The organism is Nonomuraea sp. NPDC003709 (genome assembly GCF_040610775.1).
In the GTDB taxonomy this organism is placed as follows: domain Bacteria; phylum Actinomycetota; class Actinomycetes; order Streptosporangiales; family Streptosporangiaceae; genus Nonomuraea; species Nonomuraea angiospora_A.
The window spans coordinates 167,561-185,876 of record NZ_JBEXMW010000008.1 but is presented as its reverse complement, the minus strand read 5'-3'; the positions used below and the strand labels follow the sequence as shown (position 1 = coordinate 185,876).

The window sequence follows — 18,316 nt, the reverse complement described above, 5'->3', positions numbered from 1 at the left end:
GGCATCACCGTGGCAAGCAAGACGAAGACCCGTGTCGGACTGGTCGCCGGCGGGCTGGGCGCATATTGGCCGCAGTTCCCCGACCTGCTCCCCCAGCTCCAACGATCGGCCGACCGGGTCTCCGAACGGATGCGGGAGCTGGACGCGGAGATCGTGGACGTCGGGTTCATCTCCGACGCCCAGGAGGGCGCGGTCGCGGCCGAGAAGCTGCGGGCCGCGGACTGCGACCTCATCGTCGGGTTCCTCACCACGTACATGACGGCCACCATGCTCGTGCCCATTGCGCAGCGCAGCGGCGCGCCCGTGCTGCTGATCAACCTGCAGCCGACCGAGTCGATGGAGCACGCCACGTTCGACACCGGCCAGTGGCTCGCCTACTGCGGCGCCTGCCCGCTGCCCGAGATGGCCAACGCCTTCCAGCGGTGCGGCATCCCGTTCCGGTCGGTGTCGGGCTACCTGGAGGACGAGCGCGCCTGGGCCCGCATCACGAGCTGGGTGCGGGCCGCCGGGGCCCGCGCGGCCCTGCGGCACGGCCGGCACGGCCTGATGGGGCACCTCTACCCCGGCATGCTGGATGTCTCCACCGACCTCACGCTCGTCTCGGCGAACTTCGGCGGGCACGTCGAGGTGCTGGAGTTCGACGACCTGCGGGTACGCGTGGAGAAGGTCACCGACGCCGAGGTCGCCGCCAAGCGCGCCGAGACCGAGAAGATCTTCGAGCTGGCCGACAGCGTCAACGCCGTCGACCTCGAGTGGGCCTGCCGCGTCTCCGTCGGCCTGGACCGGCTGGTGGAGGACTTCTCGCTGGACAGCCTGGCGTACTATCACCGCGGCCTGGACGGGGAGACGCACGAGCGGCTGGGGGCCGGGATGATCCTGGGCGCGTCCCTGCTCACCGCGCGCGGCATCCCGGCGGCCGGCGAGTTCGAGCTGCGCACCAGCCTGGCCATGCTGATCATGGACCGGATGGGCGCGGGCGGGTCGTTCACCGAGCTCCAGGCGCTGGACTTCCACCGGGGCCACGTCGAGATGGGCCACGACGGCCCCGCCCACCTGGCCATCAGCGCCCGCAGGCCGCTGCTGCGCGGGCTCGGCGTGTACCACGGGAAGCGGGGCTGGGGCGTCTCCGTGGAGTTCGACGTCAAGCACGGGCCGGTGACGGCGTTCGGGATCATCCAGCGCCGCGACGGCCGCTTCGCGCTGGTGGCCTCGGAGGGCGAGACCGTGGACGGGCCGCACCTGCAGATCGGGAACACGACGTCTCGCGTGGACTTCGGCCGGGACCCCGGCGAGTGGACCGACGACTGGAGCGCGACCGGCATGTCCCACCACTGGGCCCTCGGCACCGGCCACCGCGGCGCCGAGCTCAAGGCCCTGGCCCACCTGCTGGAAACGGACTACATCCAGGTGTGACCCCGGGCGCCCCTGCCGGGCCCGGGCCGCCGGGGCCCGGCAAGGGCGTTCGAGGGACTACTTTTACCTCCGCTTGTCGATCGATTAACGGGCAGCATGCCGCTCCGGATCTAGGGTCGCGTCCATGGGCACTCCAGAAGGCGGCGAGCGGGAGTTGATCCTGCGTACGGCAACCAGGTTGTTCGCCGCGCTCGGTTACGACGGCACCTCCACCGAGCAGATCGCGGAGGCCGCGGGGCTGGACACGGCGGCCCTCAGCGCTCATTTCCCCACCAAACGGGGGCTCTACCTCACGGTCATGGAGGAGGCCCACCGGGTGCTGTCCGAGGTCATCGTGGCCAGGGCCGACGAGTTGCGGGACACGCCGCCCGAGCGGCGGGCGGAGGCGCTGCACCGGTTCGTGGACGGGTACATCGACCTGTGCGCCGAGCATCCGGAGGTGCCCGCGCTGTGGATGCACCGCTGGCTGTCCGACGCCAGCGACATCGATCTGGAGCCGCTCAACGCCCAGCCGCTGACCCAGCGCGCCATCGACAGCATCGACGCGATCGCCAAGCCCGCGGACGCCGACGCGCAGTTCACCACGTACACGATGATCTGGTGCATTCACGGGTTCACGCTGAGCGGGGTGCTCGACGGGACCGGGCAGCGCCGCAACACCGACGATCCCCGCACGTTGCGGCGCTTCCGCGCGCACATGCATCAGCTGCTCGACCGGGCGCTCAAGCTGTCCGCGTGATCGTCGCCGCCCCGCGGAGAGGGCTTCAAGAATCTCCGAACGGGAGGGCCGCTTCATGACGAACATTTCGCGAGCACGTCAAGCGAGATCTTCCTCGGCGCCCCTCCGCTAGATCTACACCCTGGCACACCGTAAGCAATCTGCTCCATACGTGCGTGTATTCTGCCCATATGCGAGGTTTCAGGCAATTCGGGCGCTCGCACGTCGTGAGCGAGACGGGCTGAGGCGGTGCGGGGGAACGGCGCCCTGACGACCGGTTCGTCCCTCCTGGACGAGCTGCTGGTCGAAGCCGTCGTCAGCACACGGGCGCACATCGGCAACCTCTACCTCCTGGACGAGGACGGCGACGTCCTGAAGATGGACAGTCAGCTGGGGCTTCCCCCCATGATCGCCAAGGCGTGGGCCAGGGTCAGGACGAACGACCGCGCGCCGATCGCCACGTCGGTGTGCGAGCAGCGGCTGGTCTGGGTCCCCGACAGGGAGGGCCTGGCGCGCGAGTTCCCGTCGGCGGCGCTGTCCGTGCCGTACGACTTCGCGTCCGCCGCGCACCCCCTCATCTCCGACGGCACCGTCTGGGGCGGCTTCGTGCTGTTGTGGCCGGCGGGGCGGGTGAGCCGGCTGACCCAGCGCCAGCTCGACCGGATCGAGGACATCAGCGGCCAGATGGCCGAGGTGCTCCAGGAGGCCGCCGAGCAGGGGCAGCCGATCAAGCCGGGGCCGCGGCCCCGGATGCTGGACCCGAGGCGCAAGGCCGACCCGCGGCCCGACCTGATCGCGCTCGACTGCCTGAACCGGCTGCCCGAGGGCCACGGCTCGCTGGACGTGAACGGGCGCGTGACCCTCCTCAGCGCCCCGGCCGCCGACCTGCTGCTCAGCTCCGCGTCCGAGCTGCTCGGCAAACGCCTGGACCAGGCGCTGCCGTGGATGAACGACCCCGCGTACGAGGACGCCTACCGCGCCGCGGTCGTCGGCCGCCAGGTCACCCACTTCACGATACGCAACCCCGCCGGGCGCCAGCTGTCGCTCCGGTTCTTCCCCGGCCTGTCCGGGATCACCGTGCGCATCACGCCGGCCGTCGGCGCCCGCGGCCCGGGCCACCTGGCGGCCGGCGCCGAGCGGCCGGCCCCGAACGTCGCGCTGCACGAGGTCCTGTACCTGGCGACCAAGCTCTCGCGGGCGGTGACCGCGCAGGAGGTGGTCGACCTGGTGGCCGACCACGTCATGCCCGTCTACAACGTCCAGGCCCTGGCCATCCTGACCTCGAAGGGCGGCCGGCTGCGCGTGGACGCCTCGCGCGGCTACAGCCCGCAGGCCATCCAGGAGTTCGACGGCCGTCCCGTGATCCCGCCGGACCCGGCCAACCACTCCTTCGACGCCGGCCAGCCGACGTTCTTCTCCACCTGGGACGAGCTGCGCAAGGCGTACCCGGGCGCCGTCCGCTCGGACGACATGTCCGCCTGGGCCTTCCTGCCGCTGGTCATCTCGGGTCATCCGATCGGCACGTGCGTCCTCGCCTACAACCGGCCGCACCAGTTCAGTACGAGCGAGCGGGCCACGCTGACGGCGCTCGCGGGGCTGATCGCGCAGGCGTACGAGCGGGCCCGGCTGTACGACGTCAAGCACCAGCTCGCCCAGTGCCTGCAGAAGAGCCTGCTGCCGCGCAGGCTGCCCGAGATCTCCGGCCTCGAACTGGCCGCCCACTACCTGCCCGCCACCCCGGGAATGGACATCGGCGGCGACTTCTACGACCTCATCCGCCTGACCGACACCATGGCCGCGGCGGTCATCGGCGACGTGCAGGGCCACGACGTGACCGCGGCCGCCCTCATGGGCCAGGTGCGCACCGCCATCCACGCCCACGCCACCTCCGGGGCCAGCCCGGGCGAGGTGCTCGCGCGCACCAACCGGCTGCTCAGCGAGCTGTCCCCCGACCGGTTCACCAGCTGCCTGTACGTCAACATCGACCTGCGCAAGCGCATCGCCTGCCTGGCCAGCGCGGGGCACCTGCCGCCGCTGTTCGGCCGGCCCGGGTGGCGTACCGAGGCCATCGACTCCTCCCCCGGGCTGCTGCTCGGTGTGGACCCCGACTCCGAGTACGCCACCACGGAGGTGCCGATGCCGCCCGGCTCCGTCCTGGCCCTCTACACCGACGGCCTCATCGAGGAGCCGGGCCGCAGCATCGGCGAGGCCATCGACGACCTGGCCGAGCGCTTCACACCCTCGCCCGGCCAGCCCCTGCACGACCTGGCCGAGTCGCTCATCAAGCAGGCCACGGCCGAGCAGCGCATGGACGACATCGCGGTGCTCCTCTGCAGGACGTGAGGCTGTCAGAGTTCGCGCACCGCGCGACCCATCCTGGACAGCGCCTCGCGCAGGATGTCCGGCGACGTGGCGAAGTTGAGCCGCACGCAGCCGGCCCCGCCGGAGCCGAACACGTGCCCTGAGCTCACGGCGACGCGGGCGCGGTCGAGGAACAGCTTCGCCGGTCCCGCGACGTCGCTGACGACGCCGAGCTCGTCGCTCTGCCCCTCCTCGTGCAGGCCGAGCCAGGTGCAGTCGAGCCAGGCGAGGTAGGTGCCCTCGGGCGGTCGATAGCGCGCCTCAGGGAGGTGTTCTGCGATGAGTTGACCCAGGAGGGTGCGATTCGCGTCGAGGCCGAGTATGAGCTCGTCGAGCCAGGTTCCGCCCGCGCGGAACGCCGCGGTGTGCGCGATGACGCCCAGGTGGCTGGGGCCGTGACCGACTTCCTCGGGCATGCGCCGGAGGTCGTCGGCGGCGTCGGCGCCCGCGATGACCAGGGCGGCTTTGAGACCGGCGAGGTTCCAGGCCTTGGACGCTGAGGTCAGCGCGAAGCCGTTCTCGGATCCTTCGATGCCGAGAAACGGGACGAAGGTGGCTCCGGGCAACACGAGCGGGGCGTGGATCTCATCGGATATCACCCGGACGCCGTGCTTTCTGGCGAGCTGGGCGATCGCCTGCAACTCATCACGGGTGTGGACGACGCCGGTCGGGTTGTGCGGGTTGCTCATGAGGAACGCCGCGCGACGGCCCTGGCTCCGCGCGCGGACGAACGCCTCTTCCAGGGTGTCGAGGTCGACCCGCAGATCCGGGCCGAGCCGCGCCTCGACGATCTTCCTCGCGTCGTGCGTGACGAACGCGTAGAAGGGCGGATAGACCGGCGAGCACACGACGACCGCGTCCCCGGGGCCGGTGATCAGGCGGAGGACCTCGACGATGCCCATCATGACGTCGGGCACGACGGCCGTGTGCTCGATGCGCAGGCCGTCCCACCGCCATCGTCGGCGGGCGAACTCCGCGAGAGCCTCGGCGTAGGCGGTCCCGTACGGGTATCCGGTGTCGCCGAGGTCGATCGCTCGGTGCAGCGCGTCGGCGATGGGACGGGCCAGCGGCACGTCCATCTCCGCCACCCAGAGCGGGAGCACGTCATCGGGGTGCGCGCGCCACTTCATGCTCATGCGCTCGCGCAGCTGTTCGAGCGACAGCTGCACGAGAGGATCGGCCCGCCCTTCGGAACCTGCCCTCTTCATCCGATCACCTCGTGACCCTCTCCCGCTCGATGACTGACCAGCAAGGGTAGGCGAGTGCCGACGGCCCGACCAGAGGCTCCTGCTGAATGCGGCAATAAGCAGCGTGAATGGCCGGCGCGAGGCGGCCGGCGTGGTCGTGACGGAGCCGAACGGCCCGCTGACCCCGTCGTCGCAGCGGCGCCTACGGTTCGAACCTGACCCGTCCGACGACGGACGGCGTGGCGCGGCTGACCATCACCTCCCCGCGCTCGACGGCGGTCTCCCGCACCCCGAACCGGGCCCCGAGGCTCTCCTGAACCCCGATCACCGCGCTCTCGGCGCGGGAGGCCGCCTCCGCGTCCCCGAACATCGTGATCGTCATCACGGTTCCCCCGCCGGTGTCGACGGCGGTGTACAGGACCGACCCCACCTGCTCGGGGACGCGGTCGGCGAACTCCCGGTCCACGTGCTTCACCATCTCGGTGATCGCGCTCGCGTCCGCGCTGTAGTGCCTGACTATCGCATACATGAGGATCACGCTATATCCCCATATGAGGACTTTCAAGTCCCCACATAAGGACTTAAACTACGGCCCCCGAGACGCGCCGGCGCTTGACGGGCGGCCCCGGAGGCGGCTTGCGGTCGAACCGGGCCAGCCAGACGGCCAGCGGGCCGGCCACGAAGGCGGACGACAGCGTGCCCGTCACGATCCCGGTCACCAGCGCCAGCGCGAAGTCCCGCAGGGAGTCCCCGCCGAAGGCCATGAGCGCGAGCAGGATGAACAGCGCGCCGAGGCCGGTGTTGACCGTGCGCGGCATGGTCTGCAGGATGGCCGAGTTCACCGCCGTGACGAACGGGCTGCGGGACGACCACAGCTCGCGTACCCGGTCGAAGACCACGACCTTGTCGTTGACCGAGTAGCCGACGATGGTCAGCATCGCGGCCAGGAAGATCCCGTCGACCGGCTTGCCGAGCCACGCGAACATGCCCGCCACCACGGTCACGTCCACCAGCAGCGCCAGCACCGCCGCCGCGCCGAACGTCCACCTGAACCGGATCGCCAGGTAGGCCAGCTGCATGGACACGGCCACGCCGAGCGCGACGAGGGCGTTGCGGCGCAGCTCCTCTCCCAGGCTCGGGCCGACGAACTCCTCGCTCCGCTTGGTCACCTCCCCCGCCTGCCGCTCCAGCTCCTGCTCGATCCTGGCCACGTCGTCCAGGCCGAGCTGCCCGGCGCGTACGGTGACGCCGTCGCCGCCGGCCTGCACGACCGCCGAGGGGAACCCGGCACGCGAGACGGCCTGCCCCGCCGCGTCGGCCGACAGGGGCTTGGCGGTGGCGAACTCGACGAGCCGCCCGCCGGTGAACTCCACGCCGAAGTTCAGCCCGCGGGCGAGCAGCCCGGCGACGGCCGCCGCCACCAGCGTGCCCGCGATCGCCAGCCACAGCCTCCTGGCCTTCATGAGCTGGGGGTTCCTGCGCGTCAGCCAGGTCCTTACGGCTCCAGGCGAGCCCAGGCCCGACAGGCGCGGCCCGACCCGGCCGATGACGGCGTGGGCGAGCACGCGAGTGATCAGCATGGCCGAGACCAGCGAGGCCAGCACGCCGACGGCCAGCGTCACGCCGAAGCCCTTGACCGGCCCCGAGGCCAGCCAGAACAGCAGGCCCGCGGCGATGAGGGTGGTGACGTTGGAGTCGGCGATGGCGCTCCAGGCGTTCCTGAACCCCCGGTCCAGGGCCGCCTTCAGCCCGCGGCGGCCGCGACCCTGGTCGTACTCCTCCCTGGCGCGCTCGAAGACCAGCACGTTGGCGTCGATGGCCATGCCGATCGCCAGCACGAACCCGGCCAGCCCGGGCAGCGTGAACGTCGCCCCCATCGCCACCAGCGCCGCGTACGAGATCAGGCCGTAGCAGGCGAGCGCGAGTGTCGAGAGCAGCCCGGACATCCGGTAGACCGCGACGATGAAGGCGGCCGTCAGGACCAGCCCGGCGACCGCCGCCTTGGCGCTCGCGTCGATGGCCGCCGCGCCGAGCGTCGGGCCGACCGTACGCTGCTCGACGATGGTGAGCGGCACGGGCAGCGCGCCACCCTTGATCAGCACGGCCAGGTCGCGGGCCTCGTCGTGGGTGAACGAGCCCGTGATGTCCGCGCTCCCGCCGGCGATGCCGGTACGGCACGGGATCGACGGGTCGAGCGGCGGCGAGGAGATGACCTCGTCGTCGAGCACGATCGCGATCCGGCGCTTGGGGTCGCCCACCGGCTCGCACGCCGCCGCGCCGCTCATCCGCTGCCAGGCGCCGGCGTCGCGGAAGTCGATGCTCACCCACCAGCCGGGGCCGCGCTGGGGGTCGCTCTGCTGGACGGCGTCGGCGATGCCGTCGCCGGTGATGGCGGCGGGCCCGAGCCGCAACTTCCCGCCGTTCTCGTCACGTACGTCACCCTCGTTGCCGAGGACGGGGTGGAAGGCGAGCTGCGCGGTACGGCCGATGACCTCGGCCGCTTGCCGCGGGTCGAGCACGCCGGGCAGCTCGACGATGATCCGCCGCTCGCCGGAGCGGACCAGGGTGGGATCGACCACGCCGAGCGCGTCCGCCCGCTGGCGGAGCACGTCGAGGGCGCGGTCGGTGGCGGCCGAGTCGGCCTTGACGGTGGGCGAGTCCCTCGTCTCGAAGACGAGCTGGGTGCCACCGCGTAGATCCAGGCCCAGGCGCGGGGCGCTGACCAGGGCCAGGATCAAGGAGATCGCGATGACGGCAAGGGCCGTCACCGCACGCCAAACAGGCGCACGGAACATGAAAGCCTCCACAGGCTCAGATGTGCGAAAAGGGGATCTTCAGCACTCTGTGGAGGGAGGCCCCCGCGCGGGGGCCGCCACCGGCCGGCGGTCGGCGGGGACGTCGGCGGCCGGGCTCGCGACCACGGCCGCCCAGCCCCGCCGCGACTGCGGCAGGACCGACGGCAGCACAGCCGGCCCCGCGGGCGGGGCGGTGCCGAGCAGGCCGTGCCGGGCCTGGCCCACGGTCTCCCGGTACGGCTCCCGCTGGAGCCCCGGCTGTTCCTGGACCCTGGCGTGCACCGCCACGACGTGCGAGGCGACCTGGGCATGGGCGGAGGCCGGCAGGAACCACGACAGGAGAAGAAGCAACGCCGCAGGCAGCGTCGTGCGCATGTCGCCTCCTTCTCCTCGAGCCTCAACCTAGCCCAGGAAAGACGTCACCGGGTCAAGGACAAGGGCTGAGCTGGAAGTGCCAGACGACCGCGACCGGCATGCCGCTCATGGCCGCGTCCGCGGCCTCCGGGCACCAGTACATGATCTCGTAGGAGCCCTGCGGCGGGAGCGGGTCCGGCGGGCGGGTGCCGGGGACCAGCGGCAGGGGCGGGCGGCGCGGCTCCTCGCAGTGGCGCACCTGGAAGCCGAGCGGGAGTGCGGCGGCGAGGTAGTCGCTGAGCGAGCGGGGCCGGTCGGCCGGCAGCGCGGGACGGCCGTCCGGACCCGGGCTGGGCGCGGCCGGGGCCAGGTAGGTCGCCATCGGGTGCGGGTCGGTGATGATCAGGTGACCGCCCGTACGCAGCACCCGCGCGAACTCCGCCAGCACCGGCGCCAGATCCGGCACCTGCACCAGCGCGAGGGCGCACACGACGGTGTCGACCGCGTCGTCGGGCAACGGCAGCCGATGCAGATCACCCATGGCCAGCCCCACGGCGGGCAGGCCGCGCACGACCTGACCCAACCGCTCAGCCGAAACGTCCGCTTCCGAGCCCCACCGGCGCCGCGCGGGCGAAACGTCCGCTTCCAGACGCCTCGGGCCCTCCACGGGCGAAACGCCCGTGTCCGGACGCCGCCGGGCCTGGGCGAGCATCTCGGGTGAGGTGTCGACGCCGATGACGCGGTGGCCGAGCTCGGCCAGGTACGCGGCGTGCCTGCCGGTGCCGCAGGCGGCGTCCAGCGCGATGCCGACCGGGAGGCCGTCGAGGATGCGGCGGACCACGGGCTGCTCGGAGTCGATCATCTGGTTGCCGCCCGCGTCGTAGTGCGGCGCCCACGTACGGTACACCTCCCGCGACCCGATCGCGCCGACCTCGGCCGTCACCCCGTCCGCGTCGGCCAGGGCGGGCGCGTCGAGCAGCGCGCGGACCTCGGCGATCCGGGCCCGCACGAACGCTCGGTCCGAGCGGCCCTCCCTGAAGGCCCGCAGCAAGGCCACACCCTCCAGGCCCAGTAGGTAGCCCAACGGGCTCAGATAGGTCACCGCCCGACGATAACGACCCGGCTCCGGACGGCTCCACGGATTATCCCCGGCACCGATGCGTCCTGCGGCGACCGCTCACATGGAGAGCTCCCAGGTCACCGGCAGCGCCACCGGTCCCCGTACGACCATCCCGCTCTTCCAGACCAGTTCCTCGTCCGCGACCGCCGCCCGCAACCCGGGGAGACGCCGTAGCAGGGCATGGAGCGCCACCTGGAGCTCCATCCGTGCCAGCGCGGCACCGGCGCAGAAGTGCGCTCCGTGGCCGAAGGCGAGGTGGGGCCGGGGCGGGCGGGTCAGGTCGAGCCGCTCCGGGTCGGCGTACACGCGCGGGTCCCGGTTGGCGGCGTAGAACGCGGCGAACACCGGCTCCCCGGCCCGCACGGTCCCGCCGCTCAGCTCGACGTCCTCCGTCGCGTACCGGGGGATGAACGTCGATCCGGTCGCCATCACCGGGACGTGCCGCAGCAGCTCCTCCACCGCCCCCGCCACGTCCGCCTTCCCGCCCCTGACCAGCAGAAGCTGGGCGGGGTCGGACACCAGCGCGTAGGCGAAGTTGGCGATCTGGCCGGCGGTCGTCTCGTACCCGGCCGCGAGCAGCGTCATCAGGAACCCGATCAGCTCCTCCTCCGACAGGCCGTCCCGCTCGTCCCGCGCCTGCGTCAGCGCGCTGATCAGGTCGTCCGACGGGGTCTCGCGCCGCCGCGCCACCAGCCCGGCGAAGTAGGCGCCGAGCTCGCCCAGCCGCGCCGTCTTCTCCTCCAGGGGGATCGCCGTCGTCGTCATGTACGCGTCGGCCCAGGTCTGGAACGTCGGGCGGTCCTCGTACGGGACGCCGAGCAGCTCGCAGATGATGACGGCGGGCAGCGGCACGGCGTACGCCTCGACGAGGTCGGCGGGCGGCCCCTCGCACACCATCCGGTCCAGGAGCTCGTCGGCGATCCCCTCGGCCCGCGGGCGCAGCAGCTCCACCCGGCGGGCGGTGAAGGCCGTGCCGATCAGCCGCCGCATCCTGGTGTGCTCGGGCGGGTCGAGGTCGGTGATCCCGCCGGGCACCGGCTCGGGGTACATGCGCGGCGGGTCCCGCGTGGCCGCGGCCGCCCGGCCGAAGCGGGAGTCGCCGAGGACCGTGCGGACGTCCTCGTAGCGGGTCACCAGCCAGGCGGGTTCGCCGTACGGCATGGCGATCCTGGCCAGCGGCTCGTGCTCGCGCAGCCAGGCGTACCCGGCGTCGAGCTCCAGCCGGTCCGGCGGGCCCAGCGGGTAGGACCGCGCCTCGGGATCGCTCATGGCCGCCCTGGCCCGGTGGCGAACGAGAACACAGGTGGTGCATGAGACTCGGCCATCGCGGCACTCCTCATCGCTTGCACCCAAGCTGACACCCATGCCGCCCGCTGTCCAGCGCCGGGAGAGCGCTCAGGGGGCGGGCGGCGCGCACAGGCCGAGCTCGACCAGAGCCTGAGCGATCTTGACGGCCTCGCCGGGGTCCCCGGAGAGCTCGCCGACCTTCACCGGGCCGCTCATGAGGAGTTCGCAGGCCGCCGCGACCGCGTCCGGCACGCGGAAGGTCTCCTTCAGGAACCGGTCGTTCATCGGGTAGAAGACCGTCAGCATCATCTTCGTGAAGCGCTCGAAGTCGAAGCCGGGGTAGCCGCGCATGATCTCGGCGACGTTGGCGAGCTGCCAGCCCAGGATCCCGGCCGCCAGGTAGCGGTCGGCGTTGCCGGTCACCGTCTTGAGCGCGGCCGACCAGGCGTTGAGGATGTCGCGGGCGGCGTCGCCGTGCGCCTTCTCCCCGCTGATCTTCCAGCGCAGCGCGTTCTGGTAGGCGGCGGCCACGTCGATGGCGAGCTGGACGTGGTTCGCGCCCGTGCCGCCCCTGACCACCGTCTCGAGCGGGCGCGGCTTCCAGGTGCCCCTGGAGCGCCCGTTGGCCGTCAGCTTGTCCCAGCCGGCCTTCCAGGGCTGGGCGCCGGCGTTCACCTGGGCCCGCATCCGGTCGAAGTCGGCCTGCGTGTGCAGCAGGCCGGGGTGCTTGAAGGCCGCCGCGGCCGCGGGCCCGATGGGGAGCGCGGCGGGCAGTACGGCGGCGGCGCCCGCGGTCGCGGCCGCCTTCAGCACGCTCCGGCGGGAGGGCTGCGTGGTCATGTGAATCCTTCCTCAGGGGCCACTCTCGTCACAGAAGACCCCCTGGCCGGGCCCGGATAACACAAATCTCAGACCCGGCTTCGCTGCGGGACCCGCTCCGGGTTCGCCGCCCTGGTGACGTACTGGGGGACGGGGGCGCGGTCGTCGCCGGTGTCGCGGGTCAGGCCGTACCGGACGATGCCCTTGGCCGGGTCGGGCCTGGCCGAGAGGTCGGCCCAGACCTCCTGCCAGGACTTGGGCGCGACGGTGAGGTCGATGTCCGTGCCGCTCTCGTTGTTGTGGAAGGTGACGCGGCCGTCGAGGTAGTAGAACTCGTTCTGCCACATCTGCTGCTGGCCGCGCGGCAGCCGGGCGAAGCCGGTCTCGGGCGAGCCCATCCAGGTGACGCCGGGCGCCTGCTCGTCGTCCATCCGCCGGCCGCCGCCCGACGCGACGTGGAACAGCTTGCCCTTGAGCCCGGTCCAGGTCGCGGGCGGGAAGGGGCCGACGCGGTTGCGGTAGAGGATGCCCCAGCGGACCTGGACGTAGCCGCGGCCGGTGACGGTGACGTAGTCGCCCCTGTGGGTGATCGACGGGGCTCCGCCGTACCTGGAGTATCCGTGCTTGCCGCCGATGGCGAGCGTGCCGGCGGGGCGCCGGGGCAGCGGGGCGGGCGGCCGGTTCTTCGGCGGCGCCTGGTCCACGGCGTCGACCGTCAGTCCGTACGGGCTCCGCGCGGGCCTCGCCGGGCGGCGCGACGAAGGGGGCGAAGAAGCGGGCGAGGAGGCAGGCGAGGACGACACGACCGCCGGTGTGGCCCGCCGGGGCGGCGCGGGCTCGGGCAGGAGGGTCTGGACGACCACCGCTCCCCCGGCGATCAGCGTGACGCCGGCCGCGGTGACCGCGATCGGCTTGGCGGCCAGCGCCGAACCCGCCGCCGCCTTGCCCTTGGCCAGCAGGCCGCCCTTGACGATCGGCGCGGCGGCCGTACGCGCGATCTCCAGCAGACCGGCGGCGATGCCGGCGGGGACGGCCACCAGGCCGAGCCCCGCCAGCAGCCGCTCGGCCGGCACCAGGTCGGAGACGTGCTCGCCGCAGACCGGGCAGTCGCGCACGTGCCGGGACAGCCGCTTGCGCCACAGGTCGGACGGGGCGCCGTTCCAGGTCTGCGCCACGGCGGCCAGCTCGCGGCAGGGCGGGCGGGCGGCCAGCGCGCGCACCACCGCGCGGGCGGTCTCCAGGCGGCCTTTGGTGCGCTGGACGCGTACGGCGGCGTGCTGCTCGTTCGTCCCCAGCGCGGCGGCCAGCTCGGTCCTGGCCAGCTCGCCGGCCACCTCCATCCACCACAGCGCGAGCACCTCGCGGTCGTCGGCGTCGAGCCAGCGGGCCGCCTCGGTGGCCTCCTTGCGCTGCCCGGACAGGCCGAGCCGGGTGACGGTGAGGGTGGCGAAGTCGGAGGCCGCGTCGGCCAGGCCCATCGCCTCGTCGATGGCGGCGAGCGCGGCGCCCGGCGCCTGCCGCCACTCGCGAACCTGGTTCAGGGCGATGGCGACGAGCCAGGAGCGGAAGCTGCCCGGGTCGCGCAGCCCGGACAGGCCGGTCACGACCCTGGCCATCGTCTCCTGAACGACGTCGTCCACGTCCGGGTGGCCGTTCATGGCGCGGCCCACGATGTTGTACACGAGCGGCAGGTGGCTCCTGACCAGTTCGTCGATCGCGTCACGGTCGCCCGCCATGGCGGCGAGCACCGTTTCGACCTCGTACGTCGGCCGCGCGTACATCCAGCACCTCGATCCGGAGCCTCCGCTGCTCCGATCAGGAGACAGGAGTGTCACCGTTCCGATAACACAAAACGCGCATTGTTCCACTTATCGCCTACGAGGTGTCAATGCTCGCGTCAACCTGGCGTACAACCGCGGCTCAGCCCACCGTGGTTCGCAGTGCCTCCGCGTTGGCCGCCAGGAACTCCCCGAACGTCCGGGGCTCGCGACCCGTCAGGTCCCTCACCGCGGTCGTCGTGGCGGCCAGCGAGCCGCTCGCCACCTGCCGGGAGAGCTCGGCCAGGTCGTCGGCGAACCGCGCGGGCAGCCCCTGCGCGCGCACCCCGGCGGCCAGTTCGTCCGGGGACAGCTCGGCGTGCTCGACCCTCCGGCCCAGCGCGGCCGAGAACTCCTGCGCGAGCTCGGCGTAGGTGAGCGCCCGGGGGCCCGTGAGCTCATACGTCTCGCCGAGGCCGCCCGATCCGGTGAGCAGGGCGGCGGCGCAGGCGGCGATGTCGTGGCAGTCGATGTACGAGACCGGCGCGCCTCCGTAAACGTCGAGGAGCTTGCCGTCGGCGGTGAAGGCCACCGTCCCGGTGATGAAGTTCTGCATGAATCCGCCGGGCCGCAGCATCGACCAGCCGAGCCCCGACGCCTTGAGGTACTCCTCGATCTCCCAGTGCGCGCCCTGGGCCAGGCGGCCGCCCCGCTGGGCTCCTGAGACCGACACCTTCACCACGCTCGACACCCCGGCGGCCCGCGCCGCGTCAATAGCCGCCCTCTGCTGGCGGACCATCGGCTGCTCGCCGTCCACCGGCTGGGCGCCGCCGGCGTTGAGGAAGAGCCGGTCGACGCCCTCCATGGCGGCGGTGAGCGAGCCGGGGTCGTCGAAGTCTCCGATCACGATGTCGCAGCCCAGGGCCCGCCCCTTGTCCTCGTCGCGGACGAGCGCCCTGAACGCCACCCCCTTCTCCCCCAGGAGCCGCACGAGGTGCGTGCCGATGGATCCGGTGGCTCCGGTAACCAAGATCATGACAAGCCTTCCGCTAAGCTGAGGCGACCTCGACTAAGGCTATATCGAGGCAGCCTCGAATTACTAGGGAAGCCCGCATGACCACGACCCGACGGCCCCGCGCCGACGCCCGCCGCAATTACGAGCGCCTGCTCGCCGAGGCCGACGCCGCCTTCAGGGAGCAGGGCGTGGAGTCCAGCCTGGAGGGCATCGCCCGGCGCGCCGGGGTGGCCATCGGCACGCTCTACGGCCATTTCCCCAGCCGCCGCGCCCTGATCGGCGCGCTGCTCAGGGACCGCAACGCGGCCCTGTTCGAGCTCGGTGAGCGGCTCCTGACCGGCCCGGCGCCGGACGCGCTCGCCGCCTGGGTCCGCGCGGCCACGGCGCACGCCGCCACCTATCGCGGCCTGGCCGCGTTGATCGCCGGCGGCCTGGACGACGAGGCGTCGGAGCTGCACGCCTCGTGCGTGCGCATGGCCGAGATCGGCGAGCGGCTCGTCGCGCGGGGGCGCGAATCGGGCGCCCTGCGCGCCGACGCGACCGGCGCGGACGTGACCGCCCTCACGTCCGCCGCCGCCTGGCTCCACGAGCAGGTGTCGCCCGCCGCCGCCGACCGCCACATCACCGTCACCCTGGACGGCCTCGCCGCCTCTCCCTGACGACCGATCTCACGAGTCCATCGGGTCGTGCTGCAGCGCCTTGGGGCGCTCGGCGTCCTCGCCGGGCTCGGCGTCGTCGGCGCGCCGGCCGGCGTACAGGCTGGTGAGCGTGACGGTGACCAGGACCCCGACGATGACGCCGAGCGAGGCGAGGGTGGGGATCTCGGGCACCCACGCCCAGATGCCGTGCGCCCAGTGCAGGACCAGCTTGACGCCGATGAAGGCCAGGATGACGGCCAGGCCGTGGTTGAGGTGCCGCAGCTTGGCCAGCGCGTCCCGCAGCACGAAGTACAGCGCCCGCAGGCCCAGCAGCGCGAAGGCGTTGGTGGCGAAGACGAGGAAGGGGTCCTCGGTCACCCCGTAGACGGCGGGCACCGAGTCGACGGCGAAGACGATGTCGGTGGCGAACACCGCCACGGTGGCCAGGGCCAGCGGGGTGATCGCCAGGCGGCCGTGCTCGCGCACCATCAGGCGGAAGCCGCGGTAGTCGGGGGTGACCTGGACGAACCGGCGCAGCAGCCGGACGCTGCGCATGGAGGAGACGTCGACGTGCTGCTCCTCCCCCTTCAGCGCCTCCTTGAGCACCTTGCCCGCGGTGACGATCAGGACCGCCCCGAACAGCAGGAACGCCCACGTGCCGCTCTGCAGCGCCGCCGCACCCAGCGCGATGAAGATCACGCGCAGCACGAGCGCCCCGATGATGCCGTACAGCAGCACTCGCTGGGCCAGCTCGTTCGGCACGGCGAAGGCCGTCAGCAGCAGCATGAACACGAACAGGTTGTCGACCGACAGCGACTTCTCCACCACGTACCCGGTGAAGAACTCCACCGCCACCCCGGTGCCGAAGGAGCCCCACAGGTACGCGCCGAAGCCCAGCGGGAGCACCAGGTAGAACGCGGACCAAGCCAGGGCCTCGCGCATGTGGACCTCGTGCGGGCGCCGGGTCAGCAGGATGTCGATCACCAACAGCAGGACCAGGGCGGCCACAGTGACCGCCCACAGGGTGACGGACGCGATGCTGCCCTGTTCGGGCACAGCCAGAAATGTCCCCGCGGACATGAAACCTCCTCGAACGTGCTCAGCCGTTCGAGGTCTCCTTCACCCGGGGGTAGCGGGCGGCCGTCCGGGGACGCATGGTACGTCCGTACTGACCGGATCGGCACTTGGGAAGTACTCCCCTCGCAGCCCCAGAGTAGGACATATCCCGCCAAGGCTCCACTATGGTGCCCGGATCAGGTGATGGGGACGTCCTTGAACTCCCCGAGCCCCAGCAGGTCGAGGTCCGCCCTCTTCGCCGTCCACGGCACGTTGTCGAACTCCGCGACGAGGAATTGGGATTTGGCCGGGGCGATGTTGTTGACCGAGGTCCAACTGGAGCAGACGCAGAAGCCGTCCTTCTCGATGAAGGGGCGGAGCGTCCTCGGCGCGCCTTTGTAGGTCAGGCCGATGCTCGAGAGATCCTCCGAGTCCCGGCCCAGGATCGTGTACAGGTCCGCGTACGCGCCGTCCTTGGCGTCGTTCCGCACGGTCAGCTCAAGCCGGAGGTCTCCGTCCACGCGGTACAGGTTGTCGATCGTGATGTGGACGGGAACCCGCTGGCCGTCCAGGTTCCGCACGGACGTGTCCTGCTGCGCGAGCGGAGGGACGCCGCCGTCGTACACCGCCGGGGAGGTTGCGGTGACCGGGGACGCTCCCCCGCCGTGGGCGGCCGTCTCCCAGGGACGCCAGGCCGCGGTGACCGTGACCCCGGTCACCATGAGCGCGGCCGCGACCGCCACCGGGGCCTTCCAGCGGCCGGTCGCCGGCGCGTCCCGGCGGCGGGCACGCGAGGCGGCCCACGAGCTGCTCACCGTGCGGACCCCGGTGTCCACCGACACCGACTCCCGGCCGAGCAGGCGGTCGAGGATCTGCTGCGCCGTGGGCCGCCGCGCCGGGTCCTTGTCCAGCGCCTGCTCCACCAGGGGCCTGAGCCGCTCGTCCAGGCCCGTCAGCTCGGGCGCGTAGTGCACCACCCTGAACAGCACCTCGGGCGCGCCGCCCGACCCGAACGGCGGCCGGCCGGTCGCCGCGTACGCCACGACGCCGCCCCAGGCGAACACGTCGCTCGCGGCCGTGATCCGGCCTTCGGTGGCCTGCTCCGGCGACATGTACGCGGGCGTCCCCACGATCCCGGTGGACCGGCTCGCGTCCGGCTCCACGAGCTGCGCGATACCGAAGTCGATCACCCGCGGGCCGACGGGGCTGAGCAGGATGTTCTGCGGCTTCAGGTCGCGGTGCACGACCCCGGCCTGGTGGATGGCGGTGAGCGCGGTCGCCACGCCGACGGACAGGGCCTCCAGGTCGGCCCCGGCCATCGGACCGCGTTTCCTGATGGCGGTGGCCAGGTCGGGGCCGTCCACGTACTCGGTGACGATGTACGCGCTCTCGCCGTCGATACCCGCGTCCAGCACCGGCGCCGTGCAGAAGCGGGCCACGCTGCGCGCCGCCTCGACCTCCCTGGTGAACCGGCGGCGGAAGCCCGCGTCACCGGCCGGTCCCTCGCGCAGCCTCTTCAGCGCGACGAGCCGGGATCCCTGGTCCCGGGCCAGGTAGACGACCCCCATACCGCCCTGACCCAAGGGACGGATGATGGTGTATAGGCCTATTTGCTGGGGTTCAGGGCTCACCCGAGGATTGTGATCGTCGATGCATGACATTCGATAGCAGATCGCTTGAAAAGACCGCCGGAGACCACGCAGCGTCCATGATTCAAGACACCCCGTACACTTTCCTCTTGCCATGACGGGCGCTTTGCGTGATGCTTTCAGATCTCTTGAGCGAACCGGCCCAAA

General features: G+C 72.0%; 15 protein-coding genes. 4 read left to right on the top strand and 11 right to left on the bottom strand.

Features of this window, described 5'->3' with window-relative positions; genetic code table 11:
- Positions 1-9: 9 nt before the first annotated feature.
- The 3 genes from ABZX61_RS25205 to ABZX61_RS25195 all read left to right on the top strand — a co-directional run bounded on the left by ABZX61_RS25205 (position 10) and on the right by ABZX61_RS25195 (position 4,474).
- The gene (locus ABZX61_RS25205; protein ID WP_350726985.1) at positions 10-1,413 is read left to right on the top strand and encodes an L-fucose/L-arabinose isomerase family protein; all 1,404 of its coding nucleotides are present in this window, start codon (positions 10-12) and stop codon (positions 1,411-1,413) included.
- A gap of 124 nt (positions 1,414-1,537) precedes the next feature.
- A complete protein-coding gene (locus ABZX61_RS25200; RefSeq protein WP_355198138.1) occupies positions 1,538-2,152 on the top strand; it encodes a TetR/AcrR family transcriptional regulator in 615 nt (204 codons plus the stop codon).
- Positions 2,153-2,380: 228 nt separating this feature from the next.
- Complete coding sequence (locus tag ABZX61_RS25195) at positions 2,381-4,474, top strand: SpoIIE family protein phosphatase (protein ID WP_355198136.1); 2,094 nt, start codon at positions 2,381-2,383, stop codon at positions 4,472-4,474.
- A gap of 5 nt (positions 4,475-4,479) precedes the next feature.
- On the opposite strand, the gene ABZX61_RS25190 is transcribed toward ABZX61_RS25195, so the two are convergent.
- The 9 genes from ABZX61_RS25190 to ABZX61_RS25150 form a co-directional block, all read right to left on the bottom strand.
- The gene (locus ABZX61_RS25190; RefSeq protein ID WP_355198134.1) at positions 4,480-5,700 is read right to left on the bottom strand and encodes a MalY/PatB family protein; all 1,221 of its coding nucleotides are present in this window, start codon (positions 5,698-5,700) and stop codon (positions 4,480-4,482) included.
- Positions 5,701-5,881: 181 nt separating this feature from the next.
- Positions 5,882-6,208, bottom strand: a complete 327-nt coding sequence (locus tag ABZX61_RS25185) for a hypothetical protein (protein WP_350726981.1) — start codon at positions 6,206-6,208, stop codon at positions 5,882-5,884.
- 52 nt (positions 6,209-6,260) lie between these two features.
- Positions 6,261-8,474, bottom strand: coding sequence for a protein translocase subunit SecD (secD, locus tag ABZX61_RS25180; protein ID WP_355198132.1), 2,214 nt, complete (start codon positions 8,472-8,474; stop codon positions 6,261-6,263).
- A 39-nt stretch (positions 8,475-8,513) separates the two neighbouring features.
- On the bottom strand, positions 8,514-8,849 hold the full coding sequence (locus ABZX61_RS25175) for a hypothetical protein (protein ID WP_355198130.1): 336 nt from the start codon (positions 8,847-8,849) through the stop codon (positions 8,514-8,516).
- A 52-nt stretch (positions 8,850-8,901) separates the two neighbouring features.
- Positions 8,902-9,930, bottom strand: coding sequence for a class I SAM-dependent methyltransferase (locus ABZX61_RS25170; RefSeq protein ID WP_355198128.1), 1,029 nt, complete (start codon positions 9,928-9,930; stop codon positions 8,902-8,904).
- Between the two features lie 75 nt (positions 9,931-10,005).
- Positions 10,006-11,217, bottom strand: coding sequence for a cytochrome P450 (locus ABZX61_RS25165; protein WP_355198126.1), 1,212 nt, complete (start codon positions 11,215-11,217; stop codon positions 10,006-10,008).
- Positions 11,218-11,343: 126 nt separating this feature from the next.
- A complete protein-coding gene (locus ABZX61_RS25160) occupies positions 11,344-12,075 on the bottom strand; it encodes a twin-arginine translocation signal domain-containing protein (RefSeq protein ID WP_355198124.1) in 732 nt (243 codons plus the stop codon).
- Between the two features lie 68 nt (positions 12,076-12,143).
- Complete coding sequence (locus ABZX61_RS25155; RefSeq protein WP_355198123.1) at positions 12,144-13,835, bottom strand: sigma-70 family RNA polymerase sigma factor; 1,692 nt, start codon at positions 13,833-13,835, stop codon at positions 12,144-12,146.
- Between the two features lie 139 nt (positions 13,836-13,974).
- Complete coding sequence (locus ABZX61_RS25150; protein ID WP_355198121.1) at positions 13,975-14,847, bottom strand: NAD(P)H-binding protein; 873 nt, start codon at positions 14,845-14,847, stop codon at positions 13,975-13,977.
- A 77-nt stretch (positions 14,848-14,924) separates the two neighbouring features.
- Here ABZX61_RS25150 and ABZX61_RS25145 point away from each other — a divergent pair, with 77 nt between their 5' ends.
- Entirely contained in the window at positions 14,925-15,485 is a 561-nt protein-coding gene (locus tag ABZX61_RS25145; RefSeq protein WP_355198119.1) for a helix-turn-helix domain-containing protein, read from the top strand.
- A 9-nt stretch (positions 15,486-15,494) separates the two neighbouring features.
- Here the strand turns inward: ABZX61_RS25145 and ABZX61_RS25140 are convergent, their stop codons facing one another.
- A complete protein-coding gene (locus tag ABZX61_RS25140; RefSeq protein ID WP_355198117.1) occupies positions 15,495-16,544 on the bottom strand; it encodes a TerC/Alx family metal homeostasis membrane protein in 1,050 nt (349 codons plus the stop codon).
- 173 nt (positions 16,545-16,717) lie between these two features.
- On the bottom strand, positions 16,718-18,181 hold the full coding sequence (locus tag ABZX61_RS25135) for a serine/threonine-protein kinase (protein ID WP_355198115.1): 1,464 nt from the start codon (positions 18,179-18,181) through the stop codon (positions 16,718-16,720).
- Positions 18,182-18,316 lie beyond the last annotated feature (135 nt).

Excerpts from the sequence above, each read along its gene's own strand:
- ABZX61_RS25200 (WP_355198138.1), top strand. The coding sequence starts at position 1,538 with ATGGGCACTCCAGAAGGCGGCGAGCGGGAGTTGATCCTGCGTACGGCA.
- ABZX61_RS25190 (WP_355198134.1), bottom strand. The coding sequence starts at position 5,700 with ATGAAGAGGGCAGGTTCCGAAGGGCGGGCCGATCCTCTCGTGCAGCTG.
- ABZX61_RS25185 (WP_350726981.1), bottom strand. The coding sequence starts at position 6,208 with ATGTATGCGATAGTCAGGCACTACAGCGCGGACGCGAGCGCGATCACC.
- secD (WP_355198132.1), bottom strand. The coding sequence starts at position 8,474 with ATGTTCCGTGCGCCTGTTTGGCGTGCGGTGACGGCCCTTGCCGTCATC.
- ABZX61_RS25175 (WP_355198130.1), bottom strand. The coding sequence starts at position 8,849 with ATGCGCACGACGCTGCCTGCGGCGTTGCTTCTTCTCCTGTCGTGGTTC.
- ABZX61_RS25165 (WP_355198126.1), bottom strand. The coding sequence starts at position 11,217 with ATGAGCGATCCCGAGGCGCGGTCCTACCCGCTGGGCCCGCCGGACCGG.
- ABZX61_RS25160 (WP_355198124.1), bottom strand. The coding sequence starts at position 12,075 with ATGACCACGCAGCCCTCCCGCCGGAGCGTGCTGAAGGCGGCCGCGACC.
- ABZX61_RS25155 (WP_355198123.1), bottom strand. The coding sequence starts at position 13,835 with ATGTACGCGCGGCCGACGTACGAGGTCGAAACGGTGCTCGCCGCCATG.
- ABZX61_RS25150 (WP_355198121.1), bottom strand. The coding sequence starts at position 14,847 with ATGATCTTGGTTACCGGAGCCACCGGATCCATCGGCACGCACCTCGTG.
- ABZX61_RS25145 (WP_355198119.1), top strand. The coding sequence starts at position 14,925 with ATGACCACGACCCGACGGCCCCGCGCCGACGCCCGCCGCAATTACGAG.
- ABZX61_RS25140 (WP_355198117.1), bottom strand. The coding sequence starts at position 16,544 with ATGTCCGCGGGGACATTTCTGGCTGTGCCCGAACAGGGCAGCATCGCG.
- ABZX61_RS25135 (WP_355198115.1), bottom strand. The coding sequence starts at position 18,181 with ATGTCATGCATCGACGATCACAATCCTCGGGTGAGCCCTGAACCCCAG.